This window comes from Hydrogenophaga sp. BPS33, assembly GCF_009859475.1.
GTDB lineage: Bacteria > Pseudomonadota > Gammaproteobacteria > Burkholderiales > Burkholderiaceae_C > Hydrogenophaga.
Genome location: NZ_CP044549.1, coordinates 3,095,469 through 3,115,359, shown reverse-complemented (window position 1 = coordinate 3,115,359; position 19,891 = coordinate 3,095,469). Strand labels below are relative to the sequence as shown.

The 19,891-nt window shown below is 65.8% G+C and carries 18 protein-coding genes; 3 read left to right on the top strand and 15 right to left on the bottom strand.

What is annotated here, in order from left to right; genetic code table 11:
- Positions 1 to 30: 30 nt before the first annotated feature.
- From ybgF to tolB, 3 genes are all read right to left on the bottom strand, one after another.
- A complete protein-coding gene (gene ybgF / locus F9K07_RS14370) occupies positions 31 to 813 on the bottom strand; it encodes a tol-pal system protein YbgF (RefSeq protein WP_159594082.1) in 783 nt (260 codons plus the stop codon).
- Between the two features lie 8 nt (positions 814 to 821).
- Complete coding sequence (gene pal, locus F9K07_RS14365; RefSeq protein WP_159594081.1) at positions 822 to 1,397, bottom strand: peptidoglycan-associated lipoprotein Pal; 576 nt, start codon at positions 1,395 to 1,397, stop codon at positions 822 to 824.
- A 72-nt stretch (positions 1,398 to 1,469) separates the two neighbouring features.
- Positions 1,470 to 2,765 (bottom strand): Tol-Pal system beta propeller repeat protein TolB, encoded by a 1,296-nt coding sequence (tolB, locus tag F9K07_RS14360; protein WP_236581963.1) that lies wholly within the window; start codon positions 2,763 to 2,765, stop codon positions 1,470 to 1,472.
- Between the two features lie 212 nt (positions 2,766 to 2,977).
- On the opposite strand from tolB, the gene msbA reads away from it, so the two are divergent.
- On the top strand, positions 2,978 to 4,798 hold the full coding sequence (msbA, locus tag F9K07_RS14355; protein WP_159596939.1) for a lipid A export permease/ATP-binding protein MsbA: 1,821 nt from the start codon (positions 2,978 to 2,980) through the stop codon (positions 4,796 to 4,798).
- A 68-nt stretch (positions 4,799 to 4,866) separates the two neighbouring features.
- Here the strand turns inward: msbA and F9K07_RS14350 are convergent, their stop codons facing one another.
- The 10 genes from F9K07_RS14350 to F9K07_RS14305 all read right to left on the bottom strand — a co-directional run bounded on the left by F9K07_RS14350 (position 4,867) and on the right by F9K07_RS14305 (position 13,749).
- Positions 4,867 to 5,340 (bottom strand): aromatic-ring-hydroxylating dioxygenase subunit beta, encoded by a 474-nt coding sequence (locus F9K07_RS14350; RefSeq protein WP_159596938.1) that lies wholly within the window; start codon positions 5,338 to 5,340, stop codon positions 4,867 to 4,869.
- A 2-nt stretch (positions 5,341 to 5,342) separates the two neighbouring features.
- The gene (locus tag F9K07_RS14345) at positions 5,343 to 6,608 is read right to left on the bottom strand and encodes an aromatic ring-hydroxylating dioxygenase subunit alpha (protein ID WP_159594079.1); all 1,266 of its coding nucleotides are present in this window, start codon (positions 6,606 to 6,608) and stop codon (positions 5,343 to 5,345) included.
- A 152-nt stretch (positions 6,609 to 6,760) separates the two neighbouring features.
- The gene (locus F9K07_RS14340; protein WP_159594078.1) at positions 6,761 to 8,320 is read right to left on the bottom strand and encodes an Rne/Rng family ribonuclease; all 1,560 of its coding nucleotides are present in this window, start codon (positions 8,318 to 8,320) and stop codon (positions 6,761 to 6,763) included.
- A 35-nt stretch (positions 8,321 to 8,355) separates the two neighbouring features.
- Entirely contained in the window at positions 8,356 to 8,964 is a 609-nt protein-coding gene (locus F9K07_RS14335) for a Maf family protein (protein ID WP_159594077.1), read from the bottom strand.
- A 2-nt stretch (positions 8,965 to 8,966) separates the two neighbouring features.
- Positions 8,967 to 9,434: a 23S rRNA (pseudouridine(1915)-N(3))-methyltransferase RlmH gene (gene rlmH, locus F9K07_RS14330; protein ID WP_159594076.1), complete on the bottom strand. Its 468-nt coding sequence runs from the start codon at positions 9,432 to 9,434 to the stop codon at positions 8,967 to 8,969.
- Positions 9,431 to 10,108 carry a ribosome silencing factor gene (rsfS, locus tag F9K07_RS14325; RefSeq protein WP_159594075.1) on the bottom strand — a complete coding sequence of 226 codons (678 nt, stop codon included), beginning with the start codon at positions 10,106 to 10,108 and terminating at the stop codon, positions 9,431 to 9,433. The genes rlmH and rsfS overlap by 4 nt, the downstream gene beginning before the upstream one ends.
- Positions 10,105 to 10,716, bottom strand: coding sequence for a nicotinate (nicotinamide) nucleotide adenylyltransferase (nadD, locus tag F9K07_RS14320; RefSeq protein ID WP_159594074.1), 612 nt, complete (start codon positions 10,714 to 10,716; stop codon positions 10,105 to 10,107). Before nadD ends, rsfS begins: the two co-directional genes overlap by 4 nt.
- Before the next feature lie 35 nt (positions 10,717 to 10,751).
- On the bottom strand, positions 10,752 to 11,675 hold the full coding sequence (hemF, locus tag F9K07_RS14315) for an oxygen-dependent coproporphyrinogen oxidase (RefSeq protein WP_159594073.1): 924 nt from the start codon (positions 11,673 to 11,675) through the stop codon (positions 10,752 to 10,754).
- 61 nt (positions 11,676 to 11,736) lie between these two features.
- Entirely contained in the window at positions 11,737 to 13,011 is a 1,275-nt protein-coding gene (gene purD, locus F9K07_RS14310; RefSeq protein ID WP_159594072.1) for a phosphoribosylamine--glycine ligase, read from the bottom strand.
- 12 nt (positions 13,012 to 13,023) lie between these two features.
- Positions 13,024 to 13,749 carry a YebC/PmpR family DNA-binding transcriptional regulator gene (locus F9K07_RS14305; RefSeq protein ID WP_159594071.1) on the bottom strand — a complete coding sequence of 242 codons (726 nt, stop codon included), beginning with the start codon at positions 13,747 to 13,749 and terminating at the stop codon, positions 13,024 to 13,026.
- A gap of 163 nt (positions 13,750 to 13,912) precedes the next feature.
- Between F9K07_RS14305 and F9K07_RS14300 the strand changes: the two genes are divergently transcribed.
- Positions 13,913 to 15,469 carry a helicase HerA-like C-terminal domain-containing protein gene (locus F9K07_RS14300; RefSeq protein WP_159596937.1) on the top strand — a complete coding sequence of 519 codons (1,557 nt, stop codon included), beginning with the start codon at positions 13,913 to 13,915 and terminating at the stop codon, positions 15,467 to 15,469.
- Positions 15,470 to 15,552: 83 nt separating this feature from the next.
- Here F9K07_RS14300 and clpA read toward each other — a convergent pair whose 3' ends face one another.
- Positions 15,553 to 17,889: an ATP-dependent Clp protease ATP-binding subunit ClpA gene (gene clpA / locus F9K07_RS14295; protein WP_159594070.1), complete on the bottom strand. Its 2,337-nt coding sequence runs from the start codon at positions 17,887 to 17,889 to the stop codon at positions 15,553 to 15,555.
- A 62-nt stretch (positions 17,890 to 17,951) separates the two neighbouring features.
- On the bottom strand, positions 17,952 to 18,317 hold the full coding sequence (gene clpS, locus F9K07_RS14290; protein ID WP_442907437.1) for an ATP-dependent Clp protease adapter ClpS: 366 nt from the start codon (positions 18,315 to 18,317) through the stop codon (positions 17,952 to 17,954).
- A gap of 367 nt (positions 18,318 to 18,684) precedes the next feature.
- On the opposite strand from clpS, the gene F9K07_RS14285 reads away from it, so the two are divergent.
- Positions 18,685 to 19,890, top strand: a complete 1,206-nt coding sequence (locus F9K07_RS14285; RefSeq protein WP_442907436.1) for an efflux RND transporter periplasmic adaptor subunit — start codon at positions 18,685 to 18,687, stop codon at positions 19,888 to 19,890.
- The last annotated feature ends 1 nt before the right edge of the window (position 19,891 follow it).

Below are 19,891 nucleotides of genomic sequence, written 5' to 3'. Positions count from 1 at the left end.
CCAGGGGACTGTGCCGTGTTCACGCCATGCTCAGCGCAGACGGGCGAGACGCTCGCGCCCCGCGGCCGCGGCCTCGGAGTTCGGGTAGGCCTTGACCAATTCTTCCAGCGTGCGGCGCGAGGCCTTCGGGTCCTTGAGTTCGATCTGGCTGTTGGCCATGGCCAGCATCGCCTCGGGCGTGCGCAGGTGGGTGGGGAATTCGCTCACCAGCCGCCGATGGCTCTCCACCGACTCCTTGTACGCCCGGTTGGCGTACTGCGTATTGCCCAGCCAGTACAGCACCGAAGGCCGGTAGCCGCTGGCTGGGTAGCGCTGCAGGAAACCGCCGAACGCGGCCGATGCGGGGCCAAATTCCGATTTGCGCAACAGCTCCATCGCGGCATCGAAATCGCGCTTCTCGTTGGGCGAGACGCTGAACGCCTGGCCCTCGTGCTCGATGCGCAAGGGCTCCACCTTGCGCAAGCGCTCGTCCACACCGGCCTGCACGTCCTTCTGCTGGCGCTGCAGCTCGGAGACCTCGCGCGCCAGTTGTTCGTTCTGCCCGCGCAGGCGGGCGAGTTCGGCACGCAGTTGCTCGATCTGGTTGGAGAGTTCGATCAGGCTGCGGCGCGTGGCGGCATTGCTCTCGCGCGCTTCGGCGTTGGCGGCATCGGTGGCCTTCTGGTTGGCCTCGACCTTCTGCCGCAATTCGACGATGGCCCGGCGGGCCTCGTCGTCACCGAACAAGGCGTGGGCCTGCAAGGGCCACAGGGCGGCCGCTGCCAGCGCACTGGCACTCAACAGGCCAGGAAAGCGGCGCATACGAAAGGCCATGGTGGTGTTCAACGGTAGGTCAGTTCAACGCGGCGGTTCTTGCTGAAGGCGGCCTCGTCGAAGCCGGTCTGCGCGGGCTTTTCCTCACCGAAGCTCACGGCTTCCATTTGCGACTCCTGCACGCCCAGCAGCGACAGGGAGCGGCGCACGGCCTCGGAACGCTTCTGGCCCAGTGCCAGGTTGTATTCGCGGCCACCGCGTTCGTCGGTGTGGCCTTCGAGGTTCACGCGGCGGCTGCGGTTGGCATTGAGGTAGCGCGCATTGGTTTCCAGCACCGCGGCGAAGTCGCCCTTGACTTCGAAGCTGTCGTAGTCGAAGTACACGATGCGGCTCATGGCGTTGGGCTGGGCCGCGTTGTCACCACCGACGGACACACCCGAGACGCCACGCGGATCGACCGCACCCGACTGGCCACCTGCACCCGCACCACCAGCCACGCCCGTGCCCGTGCGGTCGACCACCGGCACGTCGTCGAGCTTGACGTTGGAGCCGCACGCGGCGAGGACGGCGACCAGGCCGAGAACGGCAACGGCACGGACCGTGCGATGAGCCGTGGAGGGGACGAAGGCAGAGGCGTTGAACATGGCAGTGACCTTAGGATAAAAAAAGAAAACAGTATGGGGAATCCCACGGCCGAAGCGCGTAGGACGGATGCGTTATTTGAGGAATGGGCCCCACTCGGGTTCGCGGATATCGCCTTGCGCGCCCGCCAGGCGGGTCTTGATGCGACCGTCCACCGTGGTGGTCATGAGCGCTTCCTGGCCGCGGTCGCGCGTGGCGTAGATGATCATGCGGCTGTTGGCCGCGAAGCTGGGGCTTTCGTCGCCGCCGGATTCGCTCAGCGCGGTGACCGTGCCGCTGGCCAGGTCCATCACGTGCAGGCGGAACGCGCCGCTCACGCGCGAGATGAAAGCCAGCCAACGGCCATCGGGGCTGGGCGCGGGCGAGATGTTGTAGTTGCCGTTGAAGGTGAGGCGCTGGGCGCTGCCGCCCTGGGCGCCCATGCGGTAGATCTGCGGCGAGCCACCACGGTCGCTCACGAAATAGATGCTCTTGCCATCGGCGCTGAACACCGGCTCGGTGTCGATGCTGGCCGACTGGCTCAGGCGCCGGGGCTCGCCGCCGTTGGCGTCCATGGCGTAGATCTGCGCGTTGCCCGAGAGCGACAGCGTGGCCACGACCGAGCGGCCGTCGGGCGACCACGCCGGCGCGCTGTTGGAGCCCTTGAAGTTCGCGAGCAGGCGCCGTTTGCCAGTGGCCACGTCGTGCGCGTAGATCACCGGTTTGCGCGCTTCGAACGACACGTAGGCCAGTTGCGCGCCGCCAGGGGCCCAGCTCGGCGAGATGATGGGCTCGGGGCTGGTGAGTGCGGCGCGGGCGTTTTCGCCATCGGCATCGGCCACCCACAGGTTGTAGCGCGCACCCGCCTTGGTCACGTAGGCGATGCGGGTGGAGAACACGCCTTTGACGCCGGTGATCTTCTCGTAGACGTGATCGGCGATGCGGTGGGCCGCCAGGCGCAGGTCGGTGGCGCCCACGGGGTAGCTCAGGCCACCGAGGTCCTGCGCCTTCACCACGTCCCACAGGCGGAAACGCACATCGAAGCGGCCGTCGGCCAGGCGCGTGACGCTGCCGGTGAGCAAGGTGTCGGAGCCACGTTCACGCCAAGGAGCAAAGTCAAAAGAGCGCGAGGTTTCGTCCAGTGCGCCCGGCACCGGGTTGACGAAGCGGAACTGGCCGCTGCGCTCGAGGTCGGCGCGCACGATGTTGGCGATGTTCTCGCTCGCGGCGTCGTTGCCGCGGAAAGCCACCGCCGAGAACGGGTACTGCGTGAGGCCCACGCCGGCCACTTCAACGCGGAATTGCGCCAGGGCCTGCGAGGCGGGCCAGGTGAGCAGTGGGAGGGAGGAGACCAGGCCGAGAACGGATCGCCTCGGGAGCGAGGCTGGCATGTCGTGTGGATTCAAATCCTGCATCCTGTGTGTGTCGCGTGTGCATGGAATTGCAGCGCCGGTTGGCGCTGCAGACAACCAACTGATAATAACGGAGGGCCTAGGGCCTTCCGTGACAAGATGTGTGCGCAGTGCTCGCCTGGCACGCTGTCGCAGCTTGACTCCTCTCGCGCCGCAATGTTCCCGTGATCCGCACGATTTTCTGAAGCGACCTGCCCTTGACCGACTCCACCCCCTCGCACCAGCCCCCAGCCGGCAGCATCACGCAACGGCTGTTTCGGCTCTGGCCCTACTTCCGCTCGGCCAAGGCGGGCATCGCGCTGGCCGCTGTGTGCACCTTGATCGGCGCACTGACCGAACCCCTGGTCCCCGCCCTGCTCAAGACCTTGCTGGACCGCGGTTTCGCGCAAGGCAACATTGCCCTGTGGATGGTGCCCGTGGCCTTGATGGGCCTGTTCGCCATCCGTGGCCTGGCCGGCTACATCGCGCAGTACGCGCTGTCCTATACCGCCAGCCTGGGCCTGCTGAACCTGCGCCGCGCCATGTTCACCAAGCTCAACGATGCGCAATTGAGCCTGTTTGCGCGCCAGAGTGCGAGCAAGCTCTCCAACACCCTGGTCTACGAAGTGCAGACCGGCTCGCAGATGCTGGTCACCGCGATCCTCACCATGACCAAGGACAGCCTGGCCGTGATCGCGCTGATGGGCTACCTGATCTACCTGAACTGGAAACTCACGCTCATCGTGCTGCTGGTGTTCCCAGGCCTGATCGTGATCATGCGCGTGCTCTCCAGACGCTTCTACAAGCTCACGCGCGACAGCCAGCAAGCGACCGACGCCCTGGCCTATGTGGTGGAGGAAAACGCGCTCGCCCACCGCATGGTGCGCCTGCACGGCGCCCAGGAGCGGCAATCGCTGCGCTTCGATGCGCTCAGCGTCACTCTGCGCAGGCTGGCGTTGAAGTCGACGATCGCCACCGCAGCCATGACCCCACTGACCCAGCTGCTGGCCTCGGCGGCGCTGTCGGCGGTGATCTCGGTCGCGCTGTGGCAGAGCAGCACCAGCGGCGTGACCGTGGGCAACTTCGTGGCCTTCGTGACGGCGATGCTGATGCTGATCACGCCCATTCGCCACCTGGCCGAGATCGCCGCGCCGATCACGCGCGGGTTGGCCGCGATCGAGCGGGGTCTGGAGCTCATCGAACACACGCCCGAGCAGGCCGAGGGCACGCACACCACCGAGCGCGTGGAGGGGGCGATCTCGCTGCGCGATGTCTGGGTGCGCTACCCGGCCAAGGAAGACGCCAGTGGCCGCGCGGCGCAGCCGTTGGACGACGACAGCCTGGTCGCGCTGCGCGGCGTGTCGCTGGAGATCCACCCGGGCGAGGTGGTGGCTTTCGTCGGCCCGTCCGGCTCGGGCAAGACCACCCTGGTCAACCTGCTGCCGCGCTTCGTGGAGATCGAGCGCGGCGACATCCGCCTGGATGGCGTGGCGCTGACCGACTGGCAACTGCGCAGCCTGCGCCGCCAGTACGCCATGGTGAGCCAGGACGTCGTGATGCTCAACGACACGCTCGCGGCCAACGTGGCCCTGGGCGCCTCCGATGACCAGATAGACGAAGCCCGGGTGCTCACCGCGTTGAAGTCGGCCAACCTCGGGGAATTGATCGAGCGTCTGCCACAAGGCATCCACAGCACAGTGGGCCACAACGCGGCGGAGTTGTCAGGTGGACAACGTCAGCGCCTGGCCATTGCGCGCGCTATCTACAAGGACGCACCGATCCTGATCCTGGACGAAGCCACCTCGGCGCTGGACAACGAGTCCGAGCGATTGGTACAGGAAGCGCTGGCAGGCCTCATGAAAGGCCGCACAACGCTGGTGATCGCGCACCGGCTTTCGACCATCGAACACGCGGACCGCGTGATCGTGTTGGCCGATGGGCGCATTCGCGAGCAAGGCACACACCGGGAATTGCTGAACGCCAACGGCTTGTATGCGCGCCTGCACGCGCAGAGTTTCCGGCCTGAAATCTAAAGCGAGGGCACGGCCTCCCTCAGTGGCTCGGCGAGGGCCGTCGGCATGAGCAAAAGACTCTCAGCCTCTCAGATGGGGTAGATGAGCGAGTTGGGAATCAGCTCGCTGTCGTACACCACCAGCCGTGCGGCGAACTTCAAGCCTTGCGGCGTGTGCACCACCTGGTCCAGCGTGCGGCCCACGTTGAACACGGTCGACTCCCTGGACAGGCGCGTGCGGAACACGGCGTAGTTGGCCTCGGCGTGGATGCGGCCGTCGGCATCCACCCGTTGCACCAGCGGTGCGCCCACCACGTGGCGCTGGTAGTAGGGGTCGTGGAACAAGGTCTCGCGGATGCCATAGACGCGATCCTTGAGCATGCCCTTGCTCTCGAACGCCAGCGTGGCCAAGGGAAAGCCGCGCTCGTGGTTTTCGCGCGGCTGCAGTTTGTAGAGGCAGTCGTCGGTGAAGAACTCGGGCCAGGCGTCCCAGTCGGCCGCGTCCAGCGCCGAGGCGTAGCGCGCGTAGAGCTGCGTCAGTTCGAAGTAGTGCTGAAGGTCCATGGTCATTGAGCTTCCATCACCTTGCGCCAGTAGGCGTACATGCCCCGAATCAATGTCTCCGTGACCATGTGGTCGGTATCGCCAACGTCGCGTCCACCCAGTTCGGCCAGCGTGCGGTGCACCGGCTTGGTCTCGAACGCTTCCTGCGACCACTCGATCACCTCACCGTCATCGGCCGACACGAAGCCGGCCGGACCGAACAGATTGGCCTGGCGCAGGCGGCGCTGCGTCATCGCCTCCTCGTCGTCTTCAAAGCCGAAATGGGTCCAGACGAAATCGAAGGCGCCGTTCCCATCGGGCTGGATGTGGCGCGTGGACACGCTGTTGACCTGCTGCTGGAAGATCACGCTGGGGAACACCGTCATCATCACCGCGGTGGGCTCGCCCCACCAGGGTTCGTGCACGATGTCCAGAAAACGCGCGTCGTTCAGCGCCATCCCGGCCTTGAAGCTCGACACCTGGGTGACCTGCTCGGCGTTGCCGGCCGCGCCGCGCGTGGAGACCATCGCCGCATGGCGGTGGTGCGTGTCCATCAGCAGTTGCGACTTGTTGTCGGCGCGCCACAAGCCGAACGTGACGAACCAGGTGTGCAGCAAGCCTGGGTGGTACGGATCCTTGATGTTCTCCTGCATCAGCTTCCAGTTGCCCGGAATGCGCTGCCGGTTGTAGCCCAGGATCCGGAGCTGGCGGCCATCGAACAGGCGATCGAAGTAGCCCAGCATGGCAGGGCCGAGGAAGTCCTCCAAGGGCTCCACGCCATGGTCGAACGAGGCGAACACCACCCCGCCACGCCGCGCCACCTTGAGCTTCGTCAGGCCGTGGTCGGCGGGGTTGAAGTCCTCCGGCATGCCACCGTTGAGCTTGCCGTCTTGCCGCACACCACGGCGAAAAGGCACGCCCTGCAAGTCGCCCGACAAGCTGTAGCTCCACTGGTGGTAGGGGCATGTCAGGTTGCGCCGGTTGCCATGGCGTTCGCGGCAGAACGCCATGCCGCGGTGCGCGCAGACGTTTTCGACCACGTGGATCGAGCCGTCCTTGTCGCGGGTCATCAACACCGAGCGCTCGCCGATCACGGTGCGCTTGAAGTCGCCCGCGTTGGGCACCTCGGCCTCCAGCCCGACGTAGCACCAATGGCTTCGATAGAAGAACCGGTCGAGTTCCTGCCGGTACAGCGCCGGGTCGGTGTAGGCCTGGAACGGAATGCGGCTGGTGCCGTCCGTTTCCCACTGGATCTGCTCGGGAAAGACGGTGGAAGGATTTCTCGTCATGGGGCGTCTCCTGTCGTGATCACCGTGGGGCGGCGGCGCGCTCCCTCAGGGTGCCATCATTGGCGCTTGGGCCACATCGGTCAACGTGACATGGGTGATGATGCACATCACCCGTTTGACTGTCACGCCATCACGCGACATCGACACGCTCCTCAGAGCAGCACGATGTCGTACTGCTCCTGCGTCATCGATCCTTCGCTCTGCAGCGAGATCGGTTTGCCGATGAAATCGGACAGGCCCGCGAGATGCGCCCGCTCCTCGTCCAGAAAGAGTTCGATCACCTTGGGCGAGCCGACCACGCGGAATTCGCGCGGGTTAAAGGCGCGGGCCTCGCGCAGGATCTCGCGCAGGATGTCGTAGCACACGCTGCGCGCGGTCTTTACCACGCCCCTGCCGGCGCAGGCTTCGCAGGATTCGCTGAGCATGTGGGCCAGCGACTCGCGCGTGCGCTTGCGCGTCATCTCCAGCAGGCCCAGTTGGGAGAAGCCACCGATCATGGTCTTTACGCGGTCGCGCGCGATCTGCTTGCGGAATTCGGTCAGCACCGCATCGCGGTGGTCGTCGCGCACCATGTCGATGAAGTCCACGATCACGATGCCGCCCAGGTTGCGCAGGCGCAGCTGGCGCGCGATGGCTTGCGCGGCCTCCAGGTTGGTGCGGAACACCGTGTCGTCGAAGTTGCGCGCCCCCACGAAGCCACCGGTGTTCACGTCCACCGTGGTCAACGCCTCGGTCTGGTCGATCACCAGGTAGCCACCCGACTTCAGGTCGACCCGGCGGCTGAGCGCGCGCACGATGTCTTCGTCGATGTTGTACAGGTCGAAGATCGGCCGCTCGCCGCTGTAGTGCTGCAGCTTCTTGACCGTGTCGGGCATGAACTCGCCCGCAAAGCCGAGCAGCAGGCCATGCTGCTCGCGCGAGTCGATGCGGATGGACTGCGTGTCCGCCCCCACGAGATCGCGCAGCACGCGCTGCATCAGGTTCAGGTCTTCGTGCAGCAGCGTGGCCGGTGGCTGGCGCGTGGCCGCATCCTTGATGCGCAGCCAGGTCTTGCGCAGGTACGCCGTGTCCTCCACCAGTTCCTCATCGGTGGCGTCTTCGGCGTTGGTGCGCAGGATGAAGCCGCCCGCGGGGCTGCCATCGGGGTTGGCCGTCAGGCGCACCAGCCGCTGGCGCAAGGCCTCGCGCTGCGCGGGCGGGATCTTTTGCGAGACACCGATGTGGTTGTCCTGCGGCAGGAACACCAGCAAGCGGCCGGCAATGCTGATCTGCGCCGTGAGACGCGCGCCCTTGGTGCCGATGGGGTCCTTGAGCACCTGCACCATCAGCGCCTGGCCTTCGAAAATCTGGCGCTCGATCGGCAACACCGGGTTGGGCGTGAGCACTTTGGGGGCGGTGGTGGCGGCCACCGCCGCGTCGGCCGCAGCCGGGGGTACCGGTGCCACCGGGGCGCTGGCGCGCGGCGTGGCATGCTTGGCGGCGATGTTGGGCATGAGATCGGCCACGTGCAGAAACGCGGCACGGTCCAGCCCGATGTCGATGAAGGCGGACTGCATGCCAGGCAGCACGCGCGAGACCTTGCCCAGGTAGATGTTGCCGACCAGGCCGCGCTCCAGCGTGCGTTCCAGGTGTACCTCCTGCACGGCCCCCAGCTCCACCACGGCCACGCGCGTTTCCTGCGGCGACCAATTGATCAGAATGTCCTGGCTCATGAGGCCCCTCTTCGCAGCGTTGTGGTTGTGGTGTCTCAGATCAGCCGCACGCCTGCGGCGTGCAGCACCTGCGCCGTCTCGTGCGCGGGCAGACCCATGATGCCCGAATAACTGCCGCTGATATGGCTCACCCAGAGCCCTGCGCGACCCTGGATACCGTAGGCACCTGCCTTTCCCATGGGTTCGCCGCTGTCCACATAGCGCTTGATCTGTGCGGCGCTGAGCGGCGCGAACGTCACCGAGGATGCCGACAAGGCAGACCACACCCGGCCTCTCGGTTTGCCCACGGCCACGGCGGTCAGCACCCGATGACGCTTGCCTGCCAGCTCGGCCAGCATCTGGCGCGCCTCGGCCGCATCGGCCGGCTTGCCCAGAATGCGGCGCCCCAGCGCCACCGTGGTGTCGGCGCACAGCACCGGCGCGGGCGTCAAGCCCCTTTGCTTCAAGCGCTCCAGCGCCGCCCGCAGCTTGAGCGCCGTAACGCGTTGCACGTAAGCCGTGGGCGCCTCGCCAGCCCGGGCCTCTTCGAGCGACTCCACGTCCTCGTTCGCGTCGGGCAGCAACAGCTCGCAGCGCACGCCCCATTGCTCCAGCAATTGCTTGCGGCGTGGGCTCTGGGACGCGAGATAGATGAAATCAGACATGCTCACTCGCGGTGGTAGGGATGGTTGGCATTGACCGACCAGGCGCGGTAAAGCTGCTCGATCAGCAGCACACGCACCATGGCGTGCGGCAGGGTCAGGTCGGACAGGCGGATGCGCTGGTGCGCCTTCGCGCGAAACGCGGGCTCCAGCCCATCGGGCCCGCCGATCACCAGCGCCACGTCATCGCCTTCCAGTTGCCATTGCTGCAGTTGCTGCGCCAGGGCCTTGGTGGTCAGGGTGGTGCCACGCTCATCGAGCGCCACCACGCGGCTGCCGCGTGGAATGGCCGCTTCGATGCGCTCGCGCTCGGCCGCCAGCAGCGTCTCCAAGGTCTTGGAGCCGCGCGGTTCGGTCTTGACGGATTTGAGCTCCACCCGCAACTCGGGTGGAAAGCGCTTGGCGTAATCGTCGTAGGCGGTCTGGGCCCAGTCGGGCACACGCTGCCCGACCGCGACGATCAGCAGCCTCATGCCTTCTTCTTGGCGGCCGGCTTGCTGGTCTTCTTTGCGGCGGGCTTGGCGGCGGGTTTGCCGGCGGCCTTCTTCGCCACCGGTTTGCCCACCACGAGTTTGGCGGTGCTGGTCTTGGCCGGTGCGCGCTTGGGTGCGGCCGTCTTGGCCGCCGTGCTCTTGGCGGGCTGTTTGGCGGGTTGGGCCGCCGGGGCCTTCTTCGCAGCGGCTTTTCGGGCCACCGTCTTGGCCGATACCGGCGCCGCTTCAGCGGTCTTGGCAGCTTTCTTCTTCGCCGCCGGTCTGGCTGCTTCGGCAGGCTTGTCGGCACCGTGCTTCAGGCGCACGGGCTTGGCGCCCCAGATCTCTTCCAGACGGTAGTACTGGCGGATCACGGGCTGCATCACGTGCGCCACGGCCGCGCCGCAGTCCACGATGATCCATTCCCCGTTGTCTTCGCCCTCGATGCGCGGCTTGTCAAAGCCGGCCTCGCGCACCGCGTCGCGCACGCTGGCGGCCAGGGCCTTGGTCTGCCGGTTGGAGGTGCCGCTGGCCACGATGACCCGCTCAAACAGGGGCGAAAGGTGTTCGGTGTTGAAAACCACGATGTCCTGACCCTTGACGTCCTCCAGGCCATCGACGATGGCTCGCTGGAGTCGCTGGATGTCTTTCTTGGCTGTGGTTTCGCTGCTCATGTAGGAGATTGGTAAAGAAGATGTTGTGAAATATAGCGTGCGACGGGCTCTGGCACCAGAACGTCGAGCGCCGCGCCGCGCTGTGCGGCCTGCCCCACGCGGGCCCGCACGGCCGTGGCGCTGATGTTTTTCAGGGGCATGTTGAGCAGTTCGAACGGCAGGTCCACGCTGGAGAGATCGGTCTCGGCGGCGCTGTCCAGCGGCACCTCGGCACCGATGTTGGTGGCGCGGTTGGCCACCGCCAGCGTCGCGAGTTCGAGCACCTCCTGCCAGCGGACCCAGTTCTTGAACGCCAGCAACTGATCGGCGCCCAACACGAGGAACAGCTGCGCCTGCGGGTATTCGCGCTGGAGTTCGCGCAAGGTGTCGGCGGTGTAGCTCGGCCCCTCGCGGTGGATTTCGCGCTCGTCCAGCCGCACCTTGGGCAAATCCCCGAAGGCCAGTTCGCACATGGCCACACGGTCAGTGGCGGGCGAGAGCACGCGCGACTTGTGCCAGGCGTGGCCGGTGGGCAGGATGTGCAGCGCATCCAGGTTCAACTGGCCCAGCGCGGTTTCGGCCAGCGCGCGGTGCGCCCAATGGGGCGGATCGAACGCGCCGCCAAACATGCCCACCCGCCTGGGAGCGTGGTTCGTCTTTGCCGTCACAGCCAGTCCTTGCGCACCAGAAACTCCTTGTACAACCGGTCTTCCGCCGTGCCCTGTTTGGTCTGGCGGTTGTAGGCCCAGCTCACCAACGGTGGCATGGACAACAGAATCGATTCGCTGCGCCCGCCCGATTGCAGGCCGAAGTGGGTCCCCCGGTCCCAGACCAGGTTGAACTCGACATAGCGGCCACGGCGGTAGAGCTGGAAGCTGCGCTCGCGCTGACCATAGGGCGTGTTCTTGCGCCGGTCGACAATGGGCAGGTAGGCGTCCAGGAACGCGTCGCCCACCGAACTGGTCATGGCAAAGCTGCCGTCGAAGCCGAGGTCGGAGAAATCGTCGAAGAACACGCCGCCAATGCCACGCTGCTCGTTGCGGTGCTTCAGGAAGAAGTAGTCGTCGCACCAGGTCTTGAAGCGCGGGTACTTGTCCACCCCGAAAGGGTCGAGCGCCTGCTTGCACGAGCGGTGGAAATGCACCGCGTCCTCTTCGAAACCGTAGTACGGCGTGAGATCCATGCCGCCACCGAACCAGCACACCGGCGCCCCATTGGCAGGCGTGGCCGCGATCATGCGCACGTTCATGTGCACCGTAGGCACATAGGGGTTGCGCGGGTGGAACACCAGCGACACGCCCATGGCCTCGAACGGTGCGCCCGCCAGCTCGGGCCTGTGCTGGGTGGCCGACGGCGGCAATTGTGGGCCGCTCACATGGGAAAAACCACAGCCAGCACGCTCGAACACCATACCGTCTTCGAGGATCTGCGTGATGCCACTGCCCTGCAGCCGCTCCCCAGCGGGTTTGGTCCAGCGGTCCACCACGAAGCTTCCTCCGTCGACCATCGCCACGGTCGACACGATGCGGTCCTGCAAGTCGGTGAGGTACTCGCGGACCATGGCGGTCGGGCTCGGTTGAAGGCTCATGGCGTGGCGCTGGCGCTCAGGGACAGGGGTTGCACGGCATCCTGGGAATGCATGGCCCGATTCACAGCGCCCGGTACCCGATGTCACGCCGGCACTGCGCACCGTCGAAGCGGATGGCGTCCACCACCTCGTAGGCACGCTCGCGGGCCTGGGCCACGGAGTCCGCCAGCGCGGTCACGCAGAGCACCCGACCGCCCGACACCTGCACTTCGCCCGCCTTGTCGGCCGTTCCGGCATGAAAAACCATGCGATCGGCCTCATCGGCCGGCAAGCCTTGGATGGTGTCGCCCTTGCGCGGGCTCAGCGGGTAACCCGCCGCCGCCATCACCACGCCCAGCGCCACGCGCGGGTCCCACTCAATGGTGGTGCGGTCCAGTTCGCCCCGCGTGGCGGCCAGCAGCACCTGCGCCAGGTTGCTGCGCAGGCGCATCATGATGGGCTGCGTTTCGGGGTCGCCCATGCGGCAGTTGAATTCCAACGTTTTCACCTGGCCATCGGGCGTGATCATCAGGCCGGCATAGAGGAAACCGGTGTACGGAATGCCGTCGGCCTTCATGCCGCGCAGGGTCGGCAGGATCACCTCGTCCATCGCGCGCTGGTGGATCGCAGGTGTGACCACGGGCGCGGGCGAGTACGCGCCCATGCCACCGGTGTTGGGCCCCTGGTCGGCGTCCAGCAGGCGCTTGTGGTCCTGGCTGGTGGCCAGGGCCAGGGCGTGCTCGCCATCGCACAGCACGATGAAGCTGGCTTCTTCGCCGGTGAGGAACTCTTCGATCACCACGCGCGCGCCACCTTCGTTGTGCACCACGCCCAGGGTGTTGTCCAGCAGCATGAAGTCGATCGCTTCGTGCGCCTCGGCCACGGTCATGGCCACCACCACGCCCTTGCCCGCCGCCAGGCCGTCGGCCTTGATGACGATGGGCGCACCCTGCGCGTCCACGTAGGCATGGGCTTGGGCGGGGTCGGTGAAGGTCTGGTATTTCGCCGTGGGAATGCCATGGCGCTGCATGAAGGCCTTGGAAAACGCCTTCGAGCTCTCCAGTTGGGCGGCGGCCTGGGTCGGGCCGAAGATCGCCAGGCCATGGGCGCGGAACTCGTCCACCACGCCAGCGGCCAGCGGCGCTTCCGGGCCGACCACGGTCAGCGCGATGCCTTGTGCCTGCGCCCATTGGCGCAGCGCCGTCTTGTCGGTGATATCCAGGTTCGTCAAAGCCGGGTCGCGCGCGGTGCCGGCATTGCCGGGCGCCACGAACACCTGCTGCACGCCTTCGGATTGCGCCATTTTCCAGGCCAGGGCGTGTTCGCGGCCTCCGCCGCCGATAACCAGTACGTTCATCGGATCAGACCTTTATTCGCCGATCTCGGCGTTGTGGAACACGTCCTGCACGTCGTCCAGGTCTTCCAGCACATCCAGCAGCTTCTGCATGCGCGCGGCGTCGTCGCCGGCCAGTTCGATGGTGTTTTCGGCACGCATGGTGACCTCGGCCACCTCGGGTTTGAGGCCGGCGGCCTCCAGCGCGTTTTTCACGGCTTCGAATTCGGTGGGCGGGGTGAGCACTTCGATCGCGCCGTCGTCGTGGCCGATCACGTCGTCCGCGCCGGCGTCCAGCGCGACCTCCATGACCTTGTCCTCGGATGTGCCGGGGGCGAAGATCAGCTGGCCACAGTGCTTGAACTGAAAGGCCACCGAACCCTCGGTGCCCAGGTTGCCGCCGTATTTGCTGAACGCATGGCGCACATCGGCCACGGTGCGCACGCGGTTGTCGGTCATGGTGTCGACGATCACCGCCGCGCCACCAATGCCATAACCTTCATAGCGGATCTCTTCGAGCGCCTGGCCTTCCAGATTGCCCGAGGCCTTGTCCACGTTGTATTTGATGCGGTCGGCCGGCATGTTGGCCGCCTTGGCCTTGTCGATCGCCAGCCGAAGGCGCGGATTCATGCCCGGGTCGCCGCCGCCCTGTCGCGCGGCCACGGTGATTTCACGGATGACGCGGGTCCAGATCTTGCCGCGCTTCTCGTCCTGCCGGCCCTTGCGGTGCTGAATATTGGCCCATTTGCTGTGTCCAGCCATCGACTCGGTTCCTTGTGCCTGTTGGAGGTAAGGGAGCGATTTTACGTTTCGCCCGGTACCCTCCTTCGCCGGGGCCTGGACGGCTCGGAGCCGCCCGATGACGAAGCCCCCGTTTCATGGTGCAATGCGGCAGCCCCGTTTTCCCAACCGCACCGAGGATCCCATGGCCGAGCCCTTGCTGATCGCCCAGAACGCCCAAGTACAAACCCATCTTCTGCCCGGCCTGGCCAACCGCCACGGGCTCATCACCGGCGCCACCGGCACAGGCAAGACCGTGACTCTGCAAACCCTGGCCGAGCAGTTTTCCAACATCGGGGTGCCAGTGTTCATGGCCGACGTGAAGGGTGATTTGAGCGGCATCAGCCAACGTGGCAGCTTCGGCGAGAAGATGACCCAGGTGCTCAAGGACCGGGGCATCACCCCGCCCGCCTCCCAAGCCTGCCCCACGGCGCTGTGGGACGTGTTCGGCGAACTCGGCCACCCCGTGCGCGCCACCATCAGCGACATGGGCCCGCTGCTGCTGGCGCGCATGCTGAACCTGAACGACACCCAGTCGGGCGTGCTCAACCTGGTGTTCAAGATCGCCGACGACAACGGCCTGCTGCTGCTGGACATGAAAGACCTGCGGGCCATGCTGCAGCACATCGGCGACAACGCCAAGCAGTTCACCACCGAGTACGGCAACATCAGCGCGGCCAGCATCGGTGCCATCCAGCGCGGGCTCATGCAGGTGGAGCAACAAGGCGGCGACAAGTTCTTTGGCGAGCCCATGCTCGACATCAACGACTTCATGCAAACCGTCGACGGCAAGGGCGTGATCAACATCCTGGCGGCCGACAAGCTCATGAACGCACCGCGCCTGTACGCCACCTTCCTGCTCTGGATGCTGTCGGAACTGTTCGAAACGCTGCCCGAAATTGGCGACCCGGACAAGCCCAAGCTGGTGTTCTTCTTCGACGAGGCGCACCTCCTGTTCAACGAAGCCCCCAAGGTGCTGATCGAGCGCATCGAACTGGTGGTGCGGTTGGTGCGCTCCAAAGGCGTGGGCGTGTACTTCGTGACCCAGAACCCGCTGGACATTCCCGACAGCGTGCTGGGTCAGCTGGGCAACCGCGTGCAACATGCGCTGCGCGCCTTCACACCGCGCGACCAGAAGGCCGTGAAGTCCACCGCGCAGACCATGCGCCCCAAGGCGGGGCTGGACATTGAAGCAGCCATCACCGAGCTGGCCGTGGGCGAAGCGCTCGTGAGCTTGCTGGACGCCAAGGGACGCCCCAGCGAAACCGAGCGCGTGTTCGTGCTGCCACCGGGCAGCCAGCTCGGCCCTATCACACCGGAGCAACGCGGGCAGTTGCGGCGCGATTCGCTGGTGGCCGGCGTCTACGAAAAGACGGTGGACCGGGAAAGCGCGTACGAAATGTTTGCCCAGCACGCCGGCAAGCGCGGGGACGACGCACAAGCACAAGCACAAACCGATCGGCCGTCCGCCACAAAAACGCCGCGCATACCGGGCGGTTCCCAACAACCCGCACAGGCCGAGGGCGGCGGCATTGGTGGCATGGTCAACGAGGCCCTGTTCGGCCGCACCGGCCCGCGCGGCGGGCAGTACGACGGCCTGGTGCAGACCATGGCCAAGACCGCGGCGCGCAGCGTGGCCAGCGGCCTGGGCCGCCAACTGGTGCGTGGCATCCTGGGCGGATTGCTTGGCGGGAAACGCTGAGACAGACGGATACCCGAGCACAGGAAAGCAAAAGCAAAAGGCCCGGGAAACCGGGCCTTTTGCATGTCGAAGGGGCGAGCCGATCAGCCTGCCGTGGCTTCCTCGGACTTGGCCTTGCCTTCCTTCTTCGGCAGGGGCTGGATGTCGAGCAGGACTTCCTGCGTTTCCTTGCCGGCGTCGTCCTTCTTCGTCTCGATGTCCACCGTGAGGCGACCACCATCGGTCAGGCGACCGAACAGCAACTCGTCGGCCAGCGCACGGCGGATCGTGTCCTGGATCAGGCGCTGCATGGGTCGGGCACCCATGAGCGGATCGAAGCCCTTCTTCGCCAGGTGCTTGCGCAGGGCGTCGGTGAAGGTGACCTCCACCTTCTTCTCGGCCAGTTGCGTCTCCAGCTGGAGCAGGAACTTGTCGACCACACGCATGATGATGTTTTCATCGAGCGCCTTGAAGCTCACGGTCGCATCCAGACGGTTGCGGAACTCGGGCGTGAACAGGCGCTTGATGTCGGCCATTTCGTCGCCCGATTCGCGCGGGTTGGTGAAGCCGATGGTCGCCTTGTTCATGGTCTCGGCACCCGCGTTCGTCGTCATGATGATGATGACGTTGCGGAAGTCGGCCTTGCGTCCGTTGTTGTCCGTGAGCGTGCCGTGGTCCATGACCTGCAGCAGCACGTTGAAGATGTCCGGGTGCGCCTTCTCGATTTCGTCGAGCAGCAGCACGCAGTGCGGCTTCTTGGTGATCGCTTCGGTCAACAGACCGCCCTGATCGAAGCCCACGTAGCCCGGAGGCGCGCCGATCAGACGGCTCACCGCATGGCGTTCCATGTACTCCGACATGTCGAAGCGCAGCAGGTCGATGCCCATGATGAAGGCGAGCTGCTTGGCAGCCTCGGTCTTGCCGACACCGGTGGGGCCGCTGAACAGGAAGGCGCCGATCGGCTTGTCCGCCTTGCCCAGGCCCGAGCGTGCCATCTTCACCGAAGACGACAGCACTTCCAGCGCCTTGTCCTGGCCGAACACCACGCTCTTCAAGTCGCGCTCCAGCGTCTGCAGCTTGCTGCGGTCGTCGTTGGACACGTTCGCGGGCGGAATGCGCGCGATCTTGGCCACGATCTCCTCGACCTCGGCCTTGCCGATGGTCTTCTTGCGCTTGGAGGGCGACAGGATGCGCTGGGCCGCGCCGGCTTCGTCGATCACGTCGATCGCCTTGTCGGGCAGGTGCCGGTCGTTGATGTACTTGGCCGAGAGTTCCGCCGCCGCCTGCAGGGCCGCCACCGCGTACTTCACGCTGTGGTGCTCTTCGAAGCGGCTCTTGAGGCCCTTGAGGATTTCAATGGTCTCGGGCACGGTCGGCTCGACCACGTCCACCTTCTGGAAGCGGCGGCTGAGCGCGGCGTCTTTCTCGAAGATGCCACGGTACTCGGTGAAGGTGGTCGCGCCGATGCACTTGAGCTGGCCGCTGGAGAGGGCCGGCTTGAGCAGGTTGGACGCGTCCAGCGTGCCACCCGAGGCCGCGCCGGCCCCGATGAGGGTGTGGATCTCGTCGATGAACAGGATGGCGTTGGGCTTGTCCTTGAGCGACTTGAGCACGCCTTTCAAGCGCTGCTCGAAGTCACCGCGGTACTTGGTGCCCGCCAGCAGCGCGCCCATGTCGAGCGAATAGACCTGCGATTCGGCCAGGATTTCGGGCACGTCGCCCTGCGTGATGCGCCAGGCCAGGCCCTCGGCGATCGCGGTCTTGCCCACGCCAGCCTCACCCACGAGCAGCGGGTTGTTCTTGCGACGGCGGCACAGGATCTGGATCACGCGCTCCACCTCGTACTCGCGGCCGATGAGCGGATCGATCTTGCCGTCCTTGGCCAGCTGGTTGAGGTTCTGGGTGAACTGCTCCAGCGGCGAGGCTTTTTCGTTGCTCTTGGTTTCGCCGGCCTCTTCGTTCTCGGCCGCGCTCTCACCGGGCTTGGCGGCCTCGGGCGGATCGCTCTTGCGGATGCCGTGGGCGATGAAGTTCACCACGTCCAGGCGCGTCACGCCCTGCTGGTGCAGGTAGTACACGGCGTGCGAATCCTTTTCGCCGAAGATGGCCACCAGCACGTTGGCGCCGGTGACTTCCTTCTTGCCGTTGCCGGTGGACTGCACGTGCATGATCGCGCGCTGGATCACCCGCTGGAAACCCAGCGTGGGCTGCGTGTCCACCTCGTCGGTGCCCGCCACCTGCGGGGTGTTGTCCTTGATGAAGTTGGTCAAGGATTTGCGCAGATCGTCGATGTTGGCCGAGCAGGCGCGCAACACCTCGGCGGCGCTGGGGTTGTCCAACAGCGCGAGCAACAGGTGCTCGACGGTGATGAATTCGTGCCGCTGTTGCCGGGCCTCGACAAAGGCCATATGCAAGCTGACTTCAAGTTCCTGGGCAATCATGGTGCACGTCCTTTGGGCTTGGAAAAATGGAAGACTGGTGCTCAGATGGGGTGGACTCGGATTTATTCAACCGGTTCACTCAGACACTGCAAAGGATGGCCTGCCGCGCGGGCGGCCTGGAGGACCTGGTCGACTTTGGTGCTCGCGACATCGCGCGAGTACACGCCGCAAATACCCTTTCCCTCCAAATGGATCTTGAGCATGATCTGGGTCGCGGTTTCGCGGTCCTTGCTGAAAAATTCCTGAATGACGTGCACGACGAACTCCATGGGGGTGAAGTCGTCGTTGAGCAGTACGACCTGGAACATCTGCGGGGGCTGGGTGCGCTGGGTGCGGCGCTCCAGCACAACCGAATCGTCGTTGCCCGCCGGCGGGTTGACGAGCGGTTCGGGCGGTTTTCTCGGGTTCTGGGTGGCCATGAAAACGATTCTAGCGGTGCGCTCGCGGCCCCAACCCCGTCCCGGGATTCGCGCAGGCGCGAAACCCCGGCAGGCCGCATGCCTGCTCGCAAAGTGAGAAGCGCGTGTTTGAGCATGGCCCATTGTGAGACGAAAGTGATCACACGAAGTGTGAAGTTGGGCGACAAACCAGGGCTTGTTGCAAGGCTTTCCAAGGACTTCTTGTGCCACCCATCGGCAACGGCCCGCCATTGAGAGTGGTTATCATTCATCACTCCATATTCCTCCCATCCACACCTCGTCACAAGCGGCGCAGCGCACCCGCGCGCAGCTGTTGTCGCCGTGTGCGTCATGCGCCACCATCGGCGTCTCGCCGCCATTTCCATCCAACATGCCCTTGCCGGACGACGCCACGACTCGCCCTTCTCTCCGCCCATGGCCGCGCCGCCTGCTGTGGCTGTCCATTGTGCTGGGCGTGCTCGCGCTGGCCTGGTGGTTCCTGCGCCCACAACCCGTGCCGCCGCCCTTGCCCAACGCCTGGCGACAGCCGGTGCCCGTGCGCGTGGAGGCGGCGCGCACCGAGGACTTCACCGTGCAGGCGCGCGCCGTGGGCACGGTCACGCCGTACAACACGGTCACGGTGCGCAGCCGCGTGGATGGGCAGCTGGCGAGCGTGCGGGTGCGCGAAGGTGAACGCGTCAAGCAAGGTCAGTTGCTGGCCGAGATCGATCCCGAGCCGCTGCGCGTGGCCCTGGCGCAGGCGCAGGGTCAACAACAGCAGAACCAGGCGCAATTGCGCAATGCCGAAAGCGAACTCGCACGTTACCAGGACCTGTTCAAGAAAGACGCGGTCGCGCGCCTGACGCTGGAGCGCCAGGCCGCGCTGGTGCAGCAATTGCGGGGCACGCTGAAATCGGACCAGGCACAGGTCGACAACGCCCAGTTGCAACTCTCGTACACCCGCATCGTGGCGCCGATCGCCGGGCGCATCGGCTTGCGACGTGTCGACGCCGGCAACCTGCTCTCGGCCAACGACGCGAACGGTCTGTTCACGCTCACCCAGACACAACCGGTATCGGTCACCTTCAGCGTGCCCGAGCCTCTGGTGGCGGATGTGCGCGCCGCGCACGCTGCCGACAAGCCCCCACGGGCCGAGGCCTGGGACCGCGACAACCGCCAACGCCTGGCCACAGGGAGGCTGGACACGCTGGACAACCAGATCGACGTGGCCACCGGCACGCTGCGCCTGAAAGCGCGCTTTGAGAACGCCGACGATGCGCTGTTTCCGAACCAGTTCGTGAACGTGCGATTGGCCCTGCGCCAATTGCCTGGCGCGGTGACGATTCCCACCGACGCGGTGCAGCACGGCTCGCGCGGCAGCTATGTGTACGTGATCGCCGATGGAAAGGCTCAGGTGCGGGTTCTCTCGCTGGGGCCGGCCAGCGGTGGTCGCACCGTGGTCACGCAAGGTCTGACCCATGGCGAACCGGTGGTGCTGGAAGGCCTGGACCGGCTGGAAGACGGCCGCGCGGTGCTGGTGGTGGAGCAGACGCAACTGCCCAGCACCTCGCCACTGGCGCCCGAGGCGTCGACGGCGCGCTGAG

Coding starts and splice junctions, on each gene's coding strand:
- ybgF (WP_159594082.1), bottom strand. CDS start 813: ATGGCCTTTCGTATGCGCCGCTTTCCTGGCCTGTTGAGTGCCAGTGCG.
- pal (WP_159594081.1), bottom strand. CDS start 1,397: ATGTTCAACGCCTCTGCCTTCGTCCCCTCCACGGCTCATCGCACGGTC.
- tolB (WP_236581963.1), bottom strand. CDS start 2,765: ATGCCAGCCTCGCTCCCGAGGCGATCCGTTCTCGGCCTGGTCTCCTCC.
- F9K07_RS14350 (WP_159596938.1), bottom strand. CDS start 5,340: ATGGACCTTCAGCACTACTTCGAACTGACGCAGCTCTACGCGCGCTAC.
- F9K07_RS14345 (WP_159594079.1), bottom strand. CDS start 6,608: ATGACGAGAAATCCTTCCACCGTCTTTCCCGAGCAGATCCAGTGGGAA.
- F9K07_RS14340 (WP_159594078.1), bottom strand. CDS start 8,320: ATGAGCCAGGACATTCTGATCAATTGGTCGCCGCAGGAAACGCGCGTG.
- F9K07_RS14335 (WP_159594077.1), bottom strand. CDS start 8,964: ATGTCTGATTTCATCTATCTCGCGTCCCAGAGCCCACGCCGCAAGCAA.
- rlmH (WP_159594076.1), bottom strand. CDS start 9,434: ATGAGGCTGCTGATCGTCGCGGTCGGGCAGCGTGTGCCCGACTGGGCC.
- rsfS (WP_159594075.1), bottom strand. CDS start 10,108: ATGAGCAGCGAAACCACAGCCAAGAAAGACATCCAGCGACTCCAGCGA.
- nadD (WP_159594074.1), bottom strand. CDS start 10,716: ATGTTTGGCGGCGCGTTCGATCCGCCCCATTGGGCGCACCGCGCGCTG.
- hemF (WP_159594073.1), bottom strand. CDS start 11,675: ATGAGCCTTCAACCGAGCCCGACCGCCATGGTCCGCGAGTACCTCACC.
- purD (WP_159594072.1), bottom strand. CDS start 13,011: ATGAACGTACTGGTTATCGGCGGCGGAGGCCGCGAACACGCCCTGGCC.
- F9K07_RS14305 (WP_159594071.1), bottom strand. CDS start 13,749: ATGGCTGGACACAGCAAATGGGCCAATATTCAGCACCGCAAGGGCCGG.
- F9K07_RS14300 (WP_159596937.1), top strand. CDS start 13,913: ATGGCCGAGCCCTTGCTGATCGCCCAGAACGCCCAAGTACAAACCCAT.
- clpA (WP_159594070.1), bottom strand. CDS start 17,889: ATGATTGCCCAGGAACTTGAAGTCAGCTTGCATATGGCCTTTGTCGAG.